Origin of the sequence: Chryseobacterium sp. Bi04 (assembly GCF_918698085.1) — a bacterium.
Lineage (GTDB): Bacteria > Bacteroidota > Bacteroidia > Flavobacteriales > Weeksellaceae > Chryseobacterium.
On the sequence record NZ_CAKKLP010000001.1, the window covers coordinates 276,081 to 295,626 of the forward strand.

18 protein-coding genes and 1 pseudogene are annotated in these 19,546 nt (G+C 37.2%); 15 read left to right on the plus strand and 4 right to left on the minus strand.

Features of this window, described 5'->3' with window-relative positions; genetic code table 11:
* Nucleotides 1-20: 20 nt before the first annotated feature.
* The 4 genes and pseudogenes from LQV47_RS01280 to LQV47_RS01295 all read right to left on the minus strand — a co-directional run.
* Nucleotides 21-266 (minus strand): annotated as a pseudogene (locus LQV47_RS01280) (GNAT family N-acetyltransferase); the annotation flags it as partial.
* Nucleotides 267-296: 30 nt separating this feature from the next.
* Nucleotides 297-470: a hypothetical protein gene (locus LQV47_RS01285; protein WP_230032914.1), complete on the minus strand. Its 174-nt coding sequence runs from the start codon at nt 468-470 to the stop codon at nt 297-299.
* A complete protein-coding gene (yihA, locus tag LQV47_RS01290; protein ID WP_230032918.1) occupies nt 463-1,086 on the minus strand; it encodes a ribosome biogenesis GTP-binding protein YihA/YsxC in 624 nt (207 codons plus the stop codon). Before yihA ends, LQV47_RS01285 begins: the two co-directional genes overlap by 8 nt.
* 58 nt (nt 1,087-1,144) lie before the next feature.
* On the minus strand, nt 1,145-1,906 hold the full coding sequence (locus LQV47_RS01295; protein ID WP_230032924.1) for an alpha/beta hydrolase: 762 nt from the start codon (nt 1,904-1,906) through the stop codon (nt 1,145-1,147).
* 272 nt (nt 1,907-2,178) lie between these two features.
* Between LQV47_RS01295 and mraZ the strand changes: the two genes are divergently transcribed.
* The 15 genes from mraZ to LQV47_RS01370 all read left to right on the plus strand — a co-directional run bounded on the left by mraZ (nt 2,179) and on the right by LQV47_RS01370 (nt 19,536).
* Nucleotides 2,179-2,637, plus strand: a complete 459-nt coding sequence (gene mraZ / locus LQV47_RS01300) for a division/cell wall cluster transcriptional repressor MraZ (RefSeq protein WP_230032928.1) — start codon at nt 2,179-2,181, stop codon at nt 2,635-2,637.
* Nucleotides 2,638-2,679: 42 nt separating this feature from the next.
* Nucleotides 2,680-3,573, plus strand: a complete 894-nt coding sequence (rsmH, locus tag LQV47_RS01305; RefSeq protein WP_230032930.1) for a 16S rRNA (cytosine(1402)-N(4))-methyltransferase RsmH — start codon at nt 2,680-2,682, stop codon at nt 3,571-3,573.
* Nucleotides 3,574-3,671: 98 nt separating this feature from the next.
* A complete protein-coding gene (locus LQV47_RS01310; RefSeq protein WP_230032932.1) occupies nt 3,672-4,037 on the plus strand; it encodes an FtsL-like putative cell division protein in 366 nt (121 codons plus the stop codon).
* Complete coding sequence (locus tag LQV47_RS01315; protein ID WP_230032943.1) at nt 4,021-6,012, plus strand: penicillin-binding transpeptidase domain-containing protein; 1,992 nt, start codon at nt 4,021-4,023, stop codon at nt 6,010-6,012. The genes LQV47_RS01310 and LQV47_RS01315 overlap by 17 nt, the downstream gene beginning before the upstream one ends.
* Nucleotides 6,013-6,075: 63 nt before the next feature.
* Complete coding sequence (locus LQV47_RS01320; protein WP_230032945.1) at nt 6,076-7,536, plus strand: UDP-N-acetylmuramoyl-L-alanyl-D-glutamate--2,6-diaminopimelate ligase; 1,461 nt, start codon at nt 6,076-6,078, stop codon at nt 7,534-7,536.
* Between the two features lie 41 nt (nt 7,537-7,577).
* A complete protein-coding gene (locus LQV47_RS01325) occupies nt 7,578-7,955 on the plus strand; it encodes a four helix bundle protein (RefSeq protein ID WP_230032947.1) in 378 nt (125 codons plus the stop codon).
* A gap of 43 nt (nt 7,956-7,998) precedes the next feature.
* A complete protein-coding gene (gene mraY, locus LQV47_RS01330) occupies nt 7,999-9,240 on the plus strand; it encodes a phospho-N-acetylmuramoyl-pentapeptide-transferase (protein ID WP_047489752.1) in 1,242 nt (413 codons plus the stop codon).
* 86 nt (nt 9,241-9,326) lie between these two features.
* Nucleotides 9,327-10,652: a UDP-N-acetylmuramoyl-L-alanine--D-glutamate ligase gene (gene murD, locus LQV47_RS01335; protein WP_230032955.1), complete on the plus strand. Its 1,326-nt coding sequence runs from the start codon at nt 9,327-9,329 to the stop codon at nt 10,650-10,652.
* 49 nt (nt 10,653-10,701) lie between these two features.
* Nucleotides 10,702-11,940, plus strand: coding sequence for an FtsW/RodA/SpoVE family cell cycle protein (locus tag LQV47_RS01340; protein WP_230032957.1), 1,239 nt, complete (start codon nt 10,702-10,704; stop codon nt 11,938-11,940).
* Between the two features lie 49 nt (nt 11,941-11,989).
* A complete protein-coding gene (gene murG / locus LQV47_RS01345; protein WP_230032959.1) occupies nt 11,990-13,093 on the plus strand; it encodes an undecaprenyldiphospho-muramoylpentapeptide beta-N-acetylglucosaminyltransferase in 1,104 nt (367 codons plus the stop codon).
* Between the two features lie 13 nt (nt 13,094-13,106).
* Nucleotides 13,107-14,477 carry a UDP-N-acetylmuramate--L-alanine ligase gene (murC, locus tag LQV47_RS01350; protein ID WP_230032967.1) on the plus strand — a complete coding sequence of 457 codons (1,371 nt, stop codon included), beginning with the start codon at nt 13,107-13,109 and terminating at the stop codon, nt 14,475-14,477.
* A gap of 85 nt (nt 14,478-14,562) precedes the next feature.
* Nucleotides 14,563-15,534 carry a cell division protein FtsQ gene (locus LQV47_RS01355; RefSeq protein ID WP_230032969.1) on the plus strand — a complete coding sequence of 324 codons (972 nt, stop codon included), beginning with the start codon at nt 14,563-14,565 and terminating at the stop codon, nt 15,532-15,534.
* A gap of 82 nt (nt 15,535-15,616) precedes the next feature.
* Nucleotides 15,617-17,002 carry a cell division protein FtsA gene (ftsA, locus tag LQV47_RS01360; RefSeq protein ID WP_230032971.1) on the plus strand — a complete coding sequence of 462 codons (1,386 nt, stop codon included), beginning with the start codon at nt 15,617-15,619 and terminating at the stop codon, nt 17,000-17,002.
* Between the two features lie 77 nt (nt 17,003-17,079).
* Nucleotides 17,080-18,993 (plus strand): cell division protein FtsZ, encoded by a 1,914-nt coding sequence (ftsZ, locus tag LQV47_RS01365; protein ID WP_230032972.1) that lies wholly within the window; start codon nt 17,080-17,082, stop codon nt 18,991-18,993.
* Between the two features lie 96 nt (nt 18,994-19,089).
* Nucleotides 19,090-19,536, plus strand: a complete 447-nt coding sequence (locus LQV47_RS01370; RefSeq protein WP_230032973.1) for a GatB/YqeY domain-containing protein — start codon at nt 19,090-19,092, stop codon at nt 19,534-19,536.
* Nucleotides 19,537-19,546: the final 10 nt, after the last annotated feature.

Sequence of the window (19,546 nt, forward strand, 5' to 3'; positions counted from 1 at the left end):
ATAAATTTCTCCGCTTTTATTTATTTTCTAATCATTTCCGTGTGCGGAATATCATCTTCAAGATATTTTTTTCCCGTATCCACAAACCCGAATTCAGAATAAAATCTCAACAGGTAATCCTGAGCTGAAATTTTAATTTCAGAGGTATGAAAACGGTTTTCTATGGTTTCTACAGCATATTTTATCAGCAGTTTCCCAAGGCTCTTTCCTCTGGCCTGTTCTGTGGTTAAAACCCGTCCAAATGAAGTCTCATCATACTTGATCCCTTTATCAAAAACACGGCAGTATGCAAGGACCTAGCCTTCTTCTTCGGCCCAGATATGCACTGCTTTTTGATCATAATTATCCAGGTCAGGATAAGGGCAGTTCTGCTCAATAACAAAAACATCGATGCGTGCTTTTAATACTGAATACAACTCAGGAACCGTAAACTCTTCAAAAGTTTTAATTTTCCAGATTATATTACTCATCGAAACTTACATGATTATTTATTAAAAATTCATTCGTTTTTTGGATGAAATTCAGAATCTCATCGCAGCCTGATTTCTTTTCCGCAGAAGTCACATAAAGTTCCGGTAAATCTGCCCATGTTTTATACAGCTCATTTTTATAGTTCTCTACATTCTGAATGGCTACATTAGGTTTCAGCTTATCAACCTTTGTAAAAACAATAGAAAACGGAACTCCGCTCTCTCCGCACCATTGGATGAATTCCAAATCAATCTTTTGAGGGCTGTGTCTGGAGTCTACCAATACAAAAAGATTAACAAGATTTCTTCTGTTTAAAATATAATTGGTAATCAGCTTTTCAAAATCTTTTCGCAGAGATTTTGAAACTTTAGCATAACCATACCCCGGTAAATCCGTAAGATACCAGTTTTCATTCACAAGAAAATGATTGATAAGCTGGGTTTTTCCCGGAGTCTGTGAAGTTTTAGCCAGATCTTTATGATTCATCATGGCATTGATCAATGAGGATTTTCCTACATTAGATCTTCCGATAAAAGCATATTCCGGAATATTCGGTTCAGGGCATTCCTGCCATTTTCCACTACTCTTTACAAAATCTGCTGTCTTAATAATCATTTTGAATATATTTTAGAAAAATAAACCATTAAGAAGTTCTTAATGGTTATTTATGTATTTAAACTTTATCTTTTACCCAGCTATAGAGAATTTCGTTGAATTCATCTGGCTTTTCCATCATGGCAGCATGCCCACACTGATCTATCCAAAATAAATCTGAATTTGGGATAAACTTGTGCATGTCTTCGGCTACTTCCGGAGGAGTTACGTTATCCTGTTTTCCCCAGATCAGACAGGTAGGTGTCACTATCTTGGGAAGATCATTCAACATATTGTGTTTAATAGCACTTCTGGCCAGCATGACGGTTTTTATTCCCTTCATTCTGTCATTAACTACCCCGAATACCTCGTCTACAAGATCTTCAGTGGCAATTTTAGGATCATAAAAAACTTCTTCCGTTTTCTTTCTGATATAAGAACGGTCATTTTTTCTGGGAAAACTATCCCCGAATGTCCTTTCATACAATCCTGAACTTCCAGTCAGAACAAGATTTTTCACCAGATCCGGTCTTGCCAATGTTAAAATAAGCCCTACATGACCTCCCATTGAGTTTCCTACAATAGTTACCGGTCCCGAAATATGGCTTTCTATAAACTTGATAATATATTTTGCTATGGTGGTAAGATTCGTATTGAGTACCGGCAGATCGTAGATAGGCAATTGAGGCACGTACACCTTAAAACCCCTGTCCGAAAAAAAATCTACCATTTTATCGAAATTACTCAAACCACCCATTAATCCGTGCAACAGCACCAATGGATGTCCTTCTCCCGCCTCTACATAGGAATATTTCTTTTCTTTTTTTGTACTAAATATCATAAAACGCTTTAATGAAGCTTTGCAAAAATACAAATTAAACCTCAAAAATATTTTGATTATCCTAATTTAAGATAAAAATAATATAATATTCTCCTTTTTAACTTTTTTTTTCGAAACCTCTTTATTATGGCCTGAATAACACATTTAGCAACCCATTCCAGGTCAGGCATTTATACAATCGAAATTCAATCTTTAATAAAACTTATTAACATTGAGTCAAAAAGTGGGGAAAAGTGGGAAATTTTGGAAATTATTATATAAATTTGTCCCAAATGAAAAGTTTCATTGGAACATATGAGTGTAAAATTGACGACAAAGGCCGCCTAAAAGTTCCTTCATCTTTAATCAAACAGATGGAAAACTTCGACGATAAGGCGTTTGTAGTCAAAAGATCTGTGTTTCAACCTTGTCTGGAAGTCTACCCTATGAATGCATGGGATAAACTGATGGGCAAAATTAATAAACTGAACAGATTCATAAAAAAGAATGCTGATTTCATACGAATGTTTACAGCAGGCGTAAAAACAGTAGAGTTGGATAATGCTGGAAGATTACAAATTTCAAAAGACCTGACCCATTTCGCAAATCTTCAGAAAGATATTGTGATTACCAGCGCCGGAGAGCTTTTTGAAATTTGGGATAAAGAGGCTTATGAAAAGGTAATAGTCACCAACGAAACTGATTTTGCAAGCCTTGCTGAGGATGTAATGGGCTCTTTCGATGAAGAATAGCTGTGATGGTTATTAGTATATTTTAATAAAACACAATTAAGCATGTATCATAACCCCGTTTTGTTGAAGCAGAGTGTAGATGATTTGGTGACGAATCCTGACGGAATCTATGTAGACTGCACCTTTGGAGGAGGTGGCCACTCAAGGGAAATCCTAAGCAGACTTTCTGAAAAAGGAAAACTGTTTAGTTTTGACCAGGACCTGGATGCACTTAAAAATACAATTGATGACCCAAGATTTACATTAGTGAATCAGAATTTCAGATTTCTGGAAAACTCATTATTAATGTATGGAGCTCCTCAGGTTGATGGTGTTTTGGCAGACTTAGGTGTTTCATCTCACCAATTCGATGAAGCAGACAGAGGATTTTCTACCAGAAGTAATGCTCCTTTGGACATGAGAATGAATGTTATGCAGAATCTGGATGCCAAAAGAGTGATCAATGAATATGAAGAAGCAGAGCTTGCCGATCTTTTTTACCATTACGGAGAATTAAGAGAAGCCAGAAAACTGGCAAGAGAAATCGTTCATCACAGAAAAACAAAAACCATAGAAACCACAGAGGATCTGAAAAAGCTTTTCAGCTATATCCCTCCTCATAAGGTCAATAAATTCTATGCACAACTTTTTCAGGCGATAAGAATTGAAGTAAACCAGGAACTGGAGGTTTTAAAAGAAATGCTGGTTCAGGCTTACAATGTTTTAAAACCGGAAGGAAGACTAGTTGTTATTTCTTACCATTCTTTGGAAGACCGTCTGGTAAAAAGATTCCTGAAAAATGGAATGTTTGAAGGAGAACCGGCAAGAGATATCTACGGAAATTATAAAAAGGCATTTGAACTGATCAAGAGTAAAGCGATTATCCCCGATGAAAAGGAGATTGAAGAAAACTCAAGAGCAAGAAGTGCAAAAATGAGAACTGGAATAAAAGTATAAAAATAGTGAATGGTTAATGGTCAGTTTTAATAAAATAAACATTCAGCCATTAACAAACAAAGTGGATTCACTGCGAAGCAAATTGACATAATAATAATTTGGCAAAAAGAACAACAAATCGCCCACAGAAGAAGCTCACCTTTATAGATATTATAAAAGGAAACTTCCTCAACCGTGATGAAATAAAAATACATTACCGGTATTTCTTATTGTTGTTTGTGCTGATGATGGCCATGATTTACAGCAATCATCTCGTCAACAAGAAAATTAAGATTGTCAATGCCTTAAAGGAAGAAACAGAAGAATATAAATCGAGAAATGCTTACGCCCAGAGTAAGCTGATCAAAGTAAAAATGGAATCGGAACTGGGGAAAGAAGTCGCAAGGGACTCATTAATGACCCTCGAAAATCATCCTCATAAATTGCTAATAAAACTGGACAGTACAGATGCAAAAGCAAAATGAATACGACAATAAACGTAAAAAAACGTTAAGATGGGGCTACCTCTTCGCAGTGGTGGCTTTGTGCGTGTTTGTAATGTTCTTGGCAAGGATCGTAATCCTCCAAAATACTAATGTTCAGGAAATTAAAGACGATTACATCAATAAAAACTACCGTGAAGCCACTTTAAAAGCGGCACGCGGAAATCTATTTGCCTCCGACGGCTCTATCCTCGCTACAACTGTAATGCGTTATGATATTTATCTTGACTTCAAAACGATGAAAGATACTATCTACAGCAACAATATCGGGGCACTCACAGATTCTTTAAGCAAAATGTTCGGAAAGTCCAGAGGAGAATTCAGACAGAAATTTGACGAACAGAAGAAAAAGAAAAACCAATATTATACCTTGGTAAAGGGGCTTGATTTTGACCAGTACGACAGGATCAGAAACTTCCCGATCTTCAAAAGAGGTAAAAATAAAGGGGGCTTTATCGTTGACAGAAACTACAAAAGGGAACTTGCTACCTCAGAAATCGGTTCAGGAACGATTGGTATGGATAACGGAGAACTTAAATCCGGACTTGAAGGAGCCTTCTCAAAATATTTAACAGGAACTGACGGAAAGAGGCTGGAGCAAAGAATTAATTCTTCCCAGTGGAAACCGATTGACTTCTGGAAAGTTCAGGAACCCGTAGACGGCGAAGATGTTTACACTACTTTAGATCTTAGAATTCAAGATATTGCACACTCTGCACTGGAGAAACAGTTGATTCACTTTGAGGCTAAACATGGCACCGTAATCGTCATGGAAGTGGAAACAGGAAAAGTACGTGCACTCGTTAATTTAAGAAGAACAGAATCAGGAGAGTATGAGGATTCTTACAACTATGCACTGAAAGACAATATCGAACCGGGGTCTACCTTTAAGACCATTTCTCTTCTAGCCGCAATGGATGACGGCTTTATTGATGAAAATACAACTGTAAACGTAGGAAACGGAGTCTGGACGTATGCAAAACAAAGAATTTCAGACGGGCATGGTGGAGGAACTTATGACATTAGTGATGTTTTAGCTAAATCCAGTAACGTGGGAACCTCAAAACTGATTACAAAATACTATGCTGAAAAGCCGCAGATTTTCCTTGATCATTTAAAACGTTGGAAATTATTCGACAAAATGGACATTGAACTTCCGGGAATCACAAAACCGAAAATTGTAACGCCACAAAACAAAAGATGGAATGCCGCAACATTAGCTTCTATCTCTTACGGATACTCTTCAAACATCAACCTGCTGCAGTTAACCACTTTCTATAACGGGGTTGCCAATGGTGGTAAAATGCTTAAACCTTTATTCATCGACAAAATTATGAAAGATGGAAAGGTAATGTATAATGCAAAACCCGAAGTAATGGTCAATAAAATGGCTTCAGAAAAAGCGATTAAAATGATGACCAATGCCCTAACCAAAGCGGTAGAAAAAGGAACAGGTAGAAGTATCTTCACCCCGAACCTTAAAATGGCCGGAAAAACAGGAACCGCAAGGTTTGAATACTGGCTTCCGGGACCTATGAAATACAGGGCTTCATTCGCAGGATTCTATCCCGCAGACGCACCAAAATATACATGCTATGTAATGGTAAGTGAGCCCAATACCTCCATAGGATTTTACGGAGGACCTGTAGCCGCACCGGTGTTTAAAGAAATTGCAGGAAAAACATTCCTGAAAACACCTCAAAATATTGAAAAAGAAATGCTGGTGGACAAAAAGGTTAACCTTAATAAAATGGTGGAGCCTAATGTAAAAGTAGCCGTAAATAATAAACAAATGCCCAATGTAGTCGGATTAATTGGTAAAAATATAATCCCGCAACTGGAGAATTTAGGATACCGTGTAGACTATAAGGGAGTGGGAAGGATAAAAGAACAATTCCCATTAGAAGGCACAACAATCAGTAAGAACCAGAGAATTTATTTGTCTCTGCAACATTAAATAGAAACAGAGTCCCAAAGGGACGATTTAACAAAAGATAGGATGAAATCCTGTTGATAAAAAATGACAGTAACAGAATTAGTAAACAGAATCCCAGTAATAGAAATCCACGGTGATAACAACCGTGAGGTTAAGGAATTGGTGTTCGACAGCAGAAAGATTACAGAAAACGCTCTTTACATAGCTATAAGAGGAACAGTGGTGGATGGTCACTCATTCATCACATCCGCTATTGAAAAAGGGGCCACCACAATCGTCTGCGAGGAGTTTCCTGAAGTATTGGCTGAAAATGTAACTTATATAAAAGTAAAAGACGCTTCTAAAGCTTTAGGTCACTTTGCTTCTAATTTCTATGGAAATCCTTCTCAGAAACTGAAACTGGTAGGCGTTACAGGAACCAATGGTAAAACTTCTGTTTCCACCCTTCTTTTTGATGTTTTCAAAAACCTGGGTTATGATGCTGCTTTATTGTCAACTGTTGAGATCAGAATTGGAGAAGAAATCATTCCGGCAACCCATACGACCCCGGATGTGATTACTATTAATAAAATTTTAGCCGATGCTGTTGAAAAAGGATGTGAATTTGCCTTTATGGAAGTAAGTTCCCACGGAATTGCTCAAAACAGAATTGAAGGCCTACATTTCAAAGTAGCAGGCTTTACTAATCTTACCCATGATCATTTAGATTACCATAAAACGTTCGAAGAATATTTAAAAACAAAAAAAAGATTCTTCGATCAATTAGAAGATACCGCTATTGCCATCACAAATGTAGATGACAAGAATGGCTCTGTAATGCTTCAGAATACAAAGGCACAGAAGAAATCTTATGCTTTGAAAACAATGGCAGACTATCACGGAAAAATCTTAGAAGTTGATTTCAACGGAATGCTGCTGAATTTTAACGGAAAAGAATTCTGGACAACCCTGACTGGAAAATTCAATGTCTACAATCTGCTGCTTGTTTTCGGAATTGTACAAGAGCTTGGTTTTGAACAGGATGAGATCCTTCAGGCGATCAGTACATTAAAAAGAGTTTCCGGAAGATTTGAAACCTTCAAATCAGATGGTGGAATCTTCTTTATCGTAGATTATGCTCACACTCCGGATGCATTGGAAAATATTCTGGACAGCATTAACGATATCAGAACAAAAAATGAAAGATTAATCACTGTTTTTGGCTGTGGTGGTGACAGAGATCACTCCAAAAGACCTGAAATGGGAAATATCGCGACTAAAAAATCAACATTGGCTATCATCACCTCAGACAATCCGAGGACTGAAGAGCCAGGACAGATTATAAAAGAAATTGAAGCAGGTGTTGAATCTCAAAACTTCAGCAAATACACTTCAATTCCCGACAGAAGAGAAGCTATAAAAATGGCTATAAAGTTTGCAGAACCTAAAGATATTATTTTAGTTGCCGGAAAAGGCCACGAAAATTATCAGGAGATCAATGGTGTAAAACATCATTTTGATGACAAAGAAGTAATTAATGAGCTTTGGAAATTAATGAGTAAATAAATTGAAAGATTGAATTTATTTAAAAATTTAAAAATTTGATAATGACAAAGAATTTTGAAAATTTCCCTGTATATATCAAAAGTTTAGATCTTATTGAAAAAGTCTATATATTCCTTCAAAATCAAAGTTTTGAAAAAGAATTTGAATTTAACAACCAGATAAAAAGAGCGAGTTTTTCTATTAGTAATAATATTGCGGAAGGCTCTGAATATAATAACAACAGACAATTTATTAGATATTTAAAAATTGCAAAAGGCAGCTGTGCTGAAGTTAAAAGCATGCTGATTGTAAGTAAAAGATTAAAATTAGGTGACGAAAGTAAAGCTGAAGAAATTATTGCCCTTTCAAGAGAAGTTTCTTCAAACATATCAAAATTCATTAAGTATTTAAGTGAAAATATTGAGAAGCCCAATCTTTAAATCTTTAAATAAATTAAATTTTTAAATAATAAAAAACAGAAACATGCTATACTATCTATACGAATATTTAACCAACCATGGAATCCATGTTCCGGGATTAGGAATGTTGAAATACATCTCCTTCCGTGCCGGAATGGCTGTACTTTTGTCTCTGATTATTGCTCTTGTTTATGGAAAAAGGGTCATCAACTACCTGAGAACAAAACAGATGGGAGAACTGGTACGTGACCTTGGGTTAGATGGCCAGAAACAAAAAGAAGGTACTCCTACCATGGGAGGTCTTATCATCATTCTGGCAACCATTATTCCCGTATTACTGTTTACAAGAATTACCAATGTTTATATTGTCCTGTTATTGGTTTCAATGTTCTGGATGGGAGCCATTGGTTTCCTCGATGATTATTTAAAGAAAATCAAGAAAAATAAAGACGGGCTGAGCGGTAAGTTCAAAATTGTAGGCCAGGTTGGATTAGGATTAATTGTGGGGGTTACCATGTATTTCCACCCTGATATCACCGTTAAAAGAAAATACGCTGATGCAAAAGTAGTCAACAGAAACAATGTAGAGCAAAACTTTATGCCTACTGAAAAAATTACTGTTTCCACCGTACCTTTTGCAAAAAACAACGAGTTCGATTACAGCGGAATTTTGTTTTGGATGAATGATAAAGATGCCCACGAATGGGCATGGGTTGTCTTTATCCCTATCGTCATCTTCATTGTAACCGCCGTTTCAAACGGAGCCAACATCACTGACGGAATAGATGGTCTCGCAGCAGGAACAAGTGTGGTCATACTCCTCACGCTGGCCCTTTTTGCCTACCTTTCCGGGAACATCATCTTTGCAGATTATCTCAATATCATGTTCCTCCCGAATATGGGTGAAACCACCATTTTTGCCGTTGCAATGGTAGGAGCGGTTATTGGATTTTTCTGGTACAATACTTACCCCGCACAGGTCTTTATGGGAGATACCGGAAGCTTAATGCTGGGCGGAGTTATTGCCGTTTTAGCTATTATTTTAAGAAAAGAATTATTGATTCCCGTATTATGTGGAATCTTCTTAATTGAAAATCTGTCTGTTATGCTTCAGGTAGTTGTTTTCAAATACAGAAAGAAAAAATATGGGCTGGAATATGCCCAAAACAATAGACTATTCAAAATGTCACCATTACACCACCATTATCAGAAAGATGGCTTCCACGAAAGCAAAATCGTGAACAGAATGATCATCATCGGTGTAATACTGGCTATTGTATGTCTGATCACCTTAAAAATGAGATAAATATTGTCAAGCGTAGAAAGTATTAATCTTAAAAAACCAGATTACATTAATACATTTTTACATTGTACATTTTACAAAAAAAGAATATGAAAATAGTTGTTTTAGGAGGAGGAGAAAGCGGATGTGGAGCTGCATATTTGGCTAAAAAGAAAGGTTTGGAAGTGTTTCTTTCAGACAAAGGAGTCATTAAAGATAATTACAAGCAGTTTCTTACCGAAAATGAAATTGAATTTGAAGAAGGATCGCACGACGAAGAAAGAATTCTCAATGCAGACTGGATTGTAAAAAGCCCGGGAATTCCTAAAAAGGCTGAGATTATCTATAAAATTCATGAGAAAGGAATAAGACTTTCTTCTGAAATTGAATTTGCTTCTGAATTTACAGACGCTAAGATCATTGCTATTACCGGAAGCAACGGAAAAACAACTACTACCTCTCTGATCTACTATATCCTGAAAAATGACGGATTAAATGTAGGATTGGGAGGAAATATCGGGTACAGTTTTGCCAAACAGGTGGCCGATGAAAATTATGAATATTATGTTCTGGAAGTAAGTTCTTTCCAGTTGGATGATATCCAGAACTTCAGACCTTATATTTCTTTATTGCTGAATTTATCCCAGGACCACCTGGATCAGTATAACTACAATTATGAAGAATATGCATTGGCAAAATTCAGAATTGCTGAAAATCAGGAAAATGACAATTTCTTCATCTATAATAAAGATGATGAAATGAGCAAAAACCTTCTTGAAAAGCTTGAAATAAAAGCCAAGATGATTCCTTTCTCAACAAAAGAAAAACTAACGGAAGGGGGATTCATCAATGATGACAGCATTGTAGTAAAAGTAAAAGATGATTTCTCAATGAAAATTGAAGAATTATCTCTGATGGGAAACCATAACGTTGCCAACAGCTTAGCAGCATCAATTGCCGGTAAGATATTGAAAATCAACAATGAAAGTATAAGAAACTCATTAATGACTTTCCAGGCGGTAGAGCACAGACTGGAGTTTGTTTCTGAAATTGATGGTGTTAAATACATCAATGACAGTAAGGCAACCAACGTCAATGCCACATACTACGCTTTGGAAAGTATGAAAACCCCAACCGTATGGATTGTGGGCGGATTGGATAAAGGAAATGACTATACCGAAATTGAGGATTTAGTTAAGAAAAAAGTAAAAGCAATTGTTTGCTTAGGAATCGACAATAAGAAGATTATAGATTTCTTTAAAGATAAAAAAGAATTTATTTATGATACTTCAAGCATGGAAAAAGCAGTGGAAATATCAAAATCACTGGCCAAAAAAGGCGATACCGTCCTTCTGTCTCCATGTTGCGCAAGCTTTGATTTGTTCAAAAGCTATGAAGACAGAGGAAACCAGTTTAAAGAGCAGGTATTAAAATAAAATGTAGGCAGTACAAAATACATGGTACTTTATACATCAAGACAATATTATGGACGAACAGAACACAGAAAGCAGATTTGAATTTCTAAAGGGCGATAAAGTACTTTGGATGGTCATTCTTGTGATCTCCATTTTCTCTATTTTCCCCGTATACTCTGCTAGTTCAAATCTGGAATATATCGTTAATAACGGGACCACTACAGGCCACGTTATCAAACATATGTTCTTTGTAGTCTTAGGATTAGGAATCATGAGACTGGCAGGAACCGTAAAATATGAATACATCGGAAAGCTCAGCAGTATTTTACTCGGCCTGATGGTTGTTTTATTGGTTGTCACCATGTTTACCGGTCAGACCATTGATGGAGCCAGTGCCTCAAGATGGCTGAAAATTCCCGGAACACCTATCTCATTCCAGCCGTCATCATTTGCCTTTTTAATGCTGATTATCTATTTGTGCCGGTATTTAACAAAAAAGATAACAAGAGAAAGACTGCCCATAGAAAATATCATGTATATTTTCGGACCTATTCTTCTTGTTTTTGTACTCGTTGCGAAAGATAACGGATCTACAGCATTAATGATCTTAATGGTTTCTGTAGTTGTTCTGGTCATCGGACAGCTTCACTGGAAGTATATTGCAGGCTTTATTTCAGCTTCATTTGTGGCTATAGTATTATTTCTGCTGATTGCCTTAAATACCAATATGATTGGAGGAAACCGTGTTCATACATGGATGAGCCGTGTAGAGACCTTTACATCAAGCAAGGCAAAATCAACAGATACCGATGATGAAAGTGTAAAAGCCAAAAATTATCAGGTAATGCAGGCAAAGGCAGCCATCGTACACGGTGGAATTACCGGAATGGGACCTGGAAAAAGTGCATTAAAACAAATGCTACCACAGTCTGCTTCCGACTTTATCTTTGCCGTTATTGTAGAAGAATATGGTGTCATTGGGGCCGCTTTCCTGATCAGCCTTTATCTCATCATGATGATAAGGATTGTAATGATAGCCAGCAAGATGCCGGCATTCTTCGGATCATTGCTGGTCCTCAGTCTCGGAGTAATGATTTTTATACAGCTCGCCGTAAATATTGCCGTAGCTGTGAATCTGATCCCCGTAACAGGACAGCCTCTGCCACTAATAAGCTACGGAGGAACCTCCATGCTCGTTACCTACCTGCAGCTAGGAATTATTCTGAATATAAGCTCAAGAATACAGATTTATGATGAGGAAGGAATGGGCAAAAAACAAAGCATAGCAGAAATAAACGATATTGCGTAATGTCATTGCGAGGAGCGAAAGCGACGAAGCAATCTCAAAATTTATATAAATGAACAAAAAATTAAAAATAGTATTATCAGGCGGAGGAACAGGAGGACACATCTTCCCGGCTATCGCTATTGCTGATGAAATCAAAAAAAGATTTCCTGATGCAGAATTTTTGTTCATTGGGGCCAACGGAAAAATGGAAATGGAAAAAGTGCCGCAGGCTGGCTACAAAATAGAAGGAATTGATATCGCCGGAATCGACAGAGGAAACCTGTTATCCAATTTGGGACTGCCTTTCAAAATTCTGAAAAGCTTATCCCGCTCCAAAAAAATAATCAAAGCCTTTGCTCCTGATTTTGCAGTGGGAACCGGAGGATTTGCCAGCGGCCCTGCCCTTTATGAAGCAAGTAAAATGGGAATTCCCATCTTCATACAGGAACAGAATGCCCACGCTGGAGTAACCAATAAAATTTTAAGCAAGAAAGTCAAAGCCGTTTTTACAGCCTATCCAAAAGTAGAAGGTTTTCCGGCAGAAAAAATAAAATTCCTGGGCAATCCAATCCGCTCAGCTATTATTTCAGGAATGCAGGAAACAGCTCAGGCAAAAGAAAAAATGGGATTGAATACAGACAAACTTACCATTCTGTCTGTAGGAGGTTCTTTAGGATCCAGAACATTAAATAATGCCTGGAAATCTCATTTAAATGAAATTGTAAACAAAGATTATCAGCTGATCTGGCAGACAGGTAAGCTTGATTATAAAAATATTATAGAAGAAACAAAGAATGTGGACACCAGAAATATTCAGATCCTTGAATTTATCAAAGATATGGAGCTGGCCTATTCTGCAGCAGACATTATTGTTTCCAGGGCCGGAGCAATCGCCATATCAGAACTGGCGGTAGCACAAAAACCGGTGCTGTTGGTTCCTTTCCCTTTTGCAGCGGAAGACCATCAAACAAAAAATGCCATGAACCTGGTTGAAAAAAATGCCGCCAGAATGGTAAAAGACTCAGAAATGCAGGAAAAATTCTGGAATGTTTTATCAGAGATCTGCGAAAATGAAAGCTTGAGAAAAGAAATGTCTGACAATATGAAATATTTTGCAAAACCTAATGCTGCAAAAGAGATTGTAGACGAAATCTTTAATGTGATAACAGGATAATTGAGAAAAGGAAATGAAGAAATTAGAAACATATCAGAATTTTTACTTCGTTGGGATCGGAGGGATCGGAATGAGTGCTCTCGCACGCTATTTCCATGCATCCGGTAAAAAGGTACTGGGATATGATAAAACCAATACCAAACTTACTCAGAATCTGATGAATGAAGGTATTGATATTGTTTTTGAAGACCTTACTGATGAACGAATAACCACCCTTAAAAAAGAAGATACACTGGTTATCTATACTCCGGCTATTAAAACACTTGGAATTTTGGATTATTTCAACCAAAATCAGTTTGAAGTATTGAAACGGGCTAAAGTTTTGGGGTTGATTACAGAAAATACAGATTGTATTGCAGTAGCAGGCACACACGGAAAGACCACAACATCTACCCTTGTGGCACATTTGTGCAAAGAAGCAGATCTGCCTTTCTCATGCTTTTTAGGAGGAATTTCTGAAAATTTTAAATCCAACTTCCTGTACAATGGCTCTACCTATTCTGTAGTAGAAGCCGATGAATATGACAGAAGCTTCCTGAACCTGTCTCCGGACTGGGCCGTAGTAACCTCTACAGATGCAGACCATCTGGATATTTATGGAGATAAAAGCCATATTGAAGAAGGCTTCAGACAGTTTGCAGCATTGGTTCCCGAAGATAAAAAACTCTTTGTAAGAAAAGGGATAGAAATCGGCAGAGGACATCAGACTTATGCTGTGAATGAACCTGCTGATTATTATTCAGACAACCTGCGTATGGATCATGATAAGATCTATTTTGATTTTCATACCCCAACAGAAACAGTAAAAGATTTCGTCTGGGAAATCCCGGGCATCCATAATGTGGAAAATGCTACTGTAGCATTGGCTATTCTTCACAATTTGGGCGCAGATTTTGATACGCTGAAAAAGGCAATTGCCAATTTTAAAGGAATTAAGAGAAGATATACCAAACATTTTTATCAAAACGGCAAAATATATATTGATGATTATGCCCACCACCCTACAGAAACAAATGCTGTAATAAGCTCTATCAGAACATTTTACCCTGATAAAAAGCTATTGGTTGTCTTCCAGCCGCACCTGTTCAGCAGAACAAGAGATTTTGCAGACGGATTTGCGGAAAGCCTGAGCCAGGCAGATGAATTGATTTTGCTGGATATTTATCCTGCAAGAGAACTTCAGGAAAACTTTGAAGGTGTCACGTCAAACTGGCTGCTGGAAAAAGTACATTTAGAAAAGAAAGAAGTATCGGCCTTATCCGCTGCTTTTGAAAAAATAAAAGAAAAGGATTTTGATATCCTTCTTACAGTAGGCGCAGGAAATATTGATACCCTGTATGACCCTATCTGTGAGTGGTTGTCCTCTGTACAAAGTACAATGTAAAAAGTATAATGTATAGAATTATTGGTAAAGAGATTAGTAAATAAAATACGTAAGTACATTGTACTTTTTACATTGTACATAAAATATGAAAAATAAGTACAGAATATTAAAAATTGTTGTCACCGTAATCATCCTTGGGTTGTTACTGAGTTTCTCATTGAAGAGATTCGGAAATCAGCAGATTACCGACAGTAAAATTTCTGTAAAAATGAGTGAAAAAACTCCGGTTTACTTTGTTGACGAAAAAGATATCCGGGAGATTGTAAAAAAAGAAAACCCATCGGGAAAGGTAGGTGAACTTAATATTCCTTCACTGGAAAAAAAGATCAATGCTCTGCCAGCCGTAGACAGCGCCAATGTTTATTTAAACTTAAATGGGAAGCTTAATCTGGATATCAAGCAGAGAGTTCCTGTCTTCAGGCTAAATAAAGATGGAAAAGACTTTTATGTAGATGAAAAAGGAATCGAGTTTCCTATTTCAAGAACCTATTCTCATCCCTGCATGCTGGTAACAGGTAATATTCAGCCCGATGAATATGAAAAACTGGCAGAGCTGGTGGAAAAAATTGATAAAGATGATTTCAGTAAGAAGTATTTTATTGGAATTTCAAAATATAAGGACAGCTATAATCTCCTGACAAGTGAGGGGAATTATAGAGTGGAAATTGGTGATTTAGATAATATAGATTTTAAAGTAAAAGGATTTAAAACTTTTGTGGAAAAATACCTGGTATATCAGGACCCTCAAAAATACAGCATGGTTTCTGTAAAATACCAGAACCAGATTGTGACCACTTTAAATCCTTATTTCAAAGAAAACGACAGTCTTCTGAAAGCAGGAAAACTTGAACTGGCAAAAGCACCGTCGCTAACGGCTATCGCTAAAAAAACGGACGCTAAACCCAAAATAGCTGAACTAAAAAAAACAAGCTCAACAAAACCAAAGGAAAGCACAAAACCTAAAACACAGGCAAAAGAAAAGAAAAAAACAGAGAAAAAAACACAGGCTCCGGTACCGTCCAAGCCTAAGCCCAAATCAAAGGTGAAAATAGAATAAAAGTCCCCCAAAAGACATTTTAACACAAAATAGGAGATATCCTATAATGGAAAAAAGTAGAAAAAATCAAATCGATATAAAAATGGAAAATCAAGAGTATTCAGTAGGTCTGGACATCGGAACAACAAAGATTGTTGCGATTGTCGGAAGACGGAATGCACATGGGAAAATAGAAGTTCTCGGTGTAGGAAAAGCTAAAAGTCTTGGTGTTCATAAAGGAATTGTGAATAATATTTCACAAACCATTAATTCAATCAAGGCTGCAGTATCCGAAGCACAATCCAGTGCAGGGGTGCCTATCCGTAAAGTAACGGTAGGTATTGCAGGAAAACACATACGTTCTCTGCAGCACTCCGATTATATTATGCGTGAACATCCGGATAAATTTATTACAGATGATGACATTGAAGCATTAAAAGATCAGGTCAAGAAGCTGGTAATGCTTCCTGGAGAAGAAATAATCCATGTACTTCCTCAAGAATATAAAGTGGATTCCGAAGGTGAAATTCAGGAACCTGTCGGTATGCACGGAAAACGTTTAGAAGCGAACTTCCATGTTGTAGTAGGTCAGATGGGAAGCATCCGAAATATTGCAAGATGCGTCCGTGAAGCCGGGCTGGAAATGGAAGCCCTTACTTTGGAGCCACTAGCATCGTCAGAAGCTGTTCTTACCAAAGAAGAAAAAGAAGCTGGTGTAGCCATTGTTGACATTGGTGGTGGTACTACCGATATTGCTATTTTTAAAGATAATATCATTCGCCATACATGTGTTATTCCTTACGGAGGCGGAATTATTACAGAAGATATCAAAGAAGGCTGTTCAATTATTGAAAAACATGCAGAACAACTGAAAGTAAAATTCGGTTCGGCTGTTCCCGAATTGGAAAAAGACAGTACTTTTGTAACTATTCCCGGGCTTCACGGAAGACCGGATAAAGAAATTTCTTTAAAAACTTTGGCACAGATTATCAATGCAAGAGTGGAAGAAGTCCTGGAAATGGTAAACACAGAGCTGAAGGCTTATGGTGCTTTTGAACAAAAGAAAAAGCTGATTGCCGGAATTGTTCTTACAGGTGGTGGTTCCAATTTGAAACACCTTCGTCAGCTTGCCAATTATACCACAGGTTTCGACAGCAGAATCGGTTTTGCCAATGAATATATTGCGAACGATAAAAATCAGTATCTGAAAGGCCCTGAATTTGCTACTTCTATCGGGTTATTGATGGAAAGTTTAAAAATCAGGGATAAAAAACAGACCGCTGACGAAATGGAAGAAGTTGCCCATGAACAGCCTCAGGCTGAAAAAGCAGCTCCCCAGGCAGAAACTGTTCAACAGGTTCAGCCTCAGGCAGCAAGCATTCAGGAGCAGGCTGTAGCCAACGAACAGCGGGAAAACAGAAGGGCAAAACTGACTTTTGGACAGTCGCTTATGGAAAAAGTAAAAAAATTCTTTGAAGAAGTAGAATAAGTTATCAATGATAGATGATAATGATAAATGATTTATCAACCATCACTCATCATTCATCAATTGTAAAAAAAATAGTTATGGAAAATATAGGTACACAAGGATTTTCATTTGATTTACCAAAAGGAAATTCATCGATCATAAAAGTAATCGGTGTAGGAGGCGGAGGAAACAACGCCCTGAAACACATGTACGAAAAAGGAATTCACGGGGTAGATTTCGTGGTCTGTAATACGGATGCTCAAACTCTAGATAATAACCCTGTTGCTAATAAAGTTCAGCTAGGAACTACCATTACAGAAGGTCTCGGAGCCGGTGCTGACCCTGAGGTTGGAGAAAAGTCTGCAATAGAAAGTATTGAAGACATCAAAGCAGCTATGGGACAGAACACTAAAATGGTGTTTATTACTGCCGGAATGGGCGGTGGTACAGGTACCGGGGCAGCTCCTGTCATTGCTAAAGTAGCAAAAGATATGGGGATTCTTACGGTAGGTATCGTTACGGTTCCTTTTAGCTTTGAAGGAAAAAGAAGGCTGGACCAGGCTGAAAACGGTCTTGACAAATTAAAAAATAACGTTGACTCATTAATTGTGATCAACAATGATAAACTAAGACAGCAGTTCGGAAACCTTGGATTCAAACAGGGGTTCTCAAAAGCTGATGAAGTGTTAGCCAATGCCGCAAAAGGAATGGCAGAAGTTATTACCGGTTATTTTGATGTAAACATTGACTTTAGAGATGCTAAATCAGTGCTTCAAAACTCCGGTACGGCTCTTATGTCTACGGGTACAGCTTCAGGTGAAAACAAAGCTGAAGAAGCGGTAAGAAAAGCCCTTGATTCTCCGTTATTAAATGACAATAAGATTACCGGTGCCAAAAATGTATTATTGCTGATCAGAAGTGGTGCAGAAGAAGTTACCATGGATGAAATAGGAATCATTATGGACCATATCCAGAAAGAAGCCGGAAACACAGCTGATATCATCTTTGGGGTGGGTGCTGACGAAGAATTAGGCGATGCTGTAAGTGTTCTTGTGATTGCTACAGGGTTTTCTAATGACAACAAGAAATTTGCAGGTCCTACAGAAAAGATCAGAATCAGTCTTAATGACAATTATGAATCTCAAAAATCTTCTCCTTTTAAAACAAGAGAAGAAAGAGAATCTGCTCCAGAAGCGTCTCATGATTTCAGCAGAAAAAATCTTTTTAGATTAGATGATGAAGACCATGATACTCCACAGTTCGGGGCTACATCTATTGAAAAAAAAATGATTATTGAAGAAGAGGAAATTAAAACAGAGATAAAATTTACTGACAGACAGCAAGAAACGCTGAACACTCCTGAGCAAAACTGGAGAAATGAAGAGGAAAATGATCAGGATGGCTTCAGCTTATTTTCAATTGATGACGAGAATGAAGATCCAAACGATTTGGAAATCCAGTCTTTCTCTTTTGATTTTGAAAATAAAAAAGAAGAGCCTCAGTCTGGAAGTACGTTTAACAATTCTTTTTCAGAGGAAAAACCTGTTGAGTTCAATTTCTTTGTCAATGAATCCAACAGAACGGAGCCGAAGACAGATTTTGGACAGCCTAAAGCGGAATTTAACGCACCTGCCAGTGCTGTAGCTGAGCCTGCACAGAAAATTGAAACGTTCTTCCAGAAAGAAGAAACCAAAGCAGAAACAAAGCCTGCATTTGAAAGCAAGGCAGAAATTGAAACTCCAAAATCTGAAGAATCAGAATTCACTTTCGTGAATAAAGCTGTAGATCAGGAAAGAGTTTTTGAAAGAAGAAATAAATTAAAAGAATTCAATTCCCGTTATCAAAGTTTTGACAGCACCAGTGAATTTGAATCTATTCCAGCTTTCAAAAGAAAAAATATTTCTATTGACGGAACCAATGCATCAGACCAGAATATCAATACATACCTGTCTGATAACAATGGCTCTATGCAGATTAAAGAAAACAGGTTTTTAAATAAAGACGTAGACTAAATAATATAACAATATAGAAGTGTACCAATGTAACAATCTTTACCGCTATCAATTATTGGTAAACTGTTACATTGATACATTGTTAAATTTGAAACCATGAGTTTAGAAAATATAATTAGCGAAGCTATAAAAACAGCTATGAGAGAGAAAGACAGAGTCGCTTTGGATTCTCTCCGTGCTGTAAAATCTCAAATTCTTCTTCTGAAAACTGAAGCCAGAGGTGCTGAAGTTTCTGCAGAACAGGAAATTGCGATTCTTCAGAGAATGATCAAACAGCGTAAAGATTCTTTTGAACAGTTTACTGCTCAGAACAGACAGGATCTGGCAGAAGTAGAGGAAGCACAGATGAAGGTCATAGAGAAATTTTTACCTAAACAACTTTCTCCTGAAGAATTAGAAGCAGAAATTAAAACTATTATTTCTGAAACCGGAGCCGAGTCTATTAAGGATTTAGGAAAGGTAATGGGAACTGCTTCAAAAGCATTAGCCGGAAAATCTGACGGAAAAAGTATTTCCGAGATGGTTAAAAAGCTTCTTTCATAACGGGATCGGT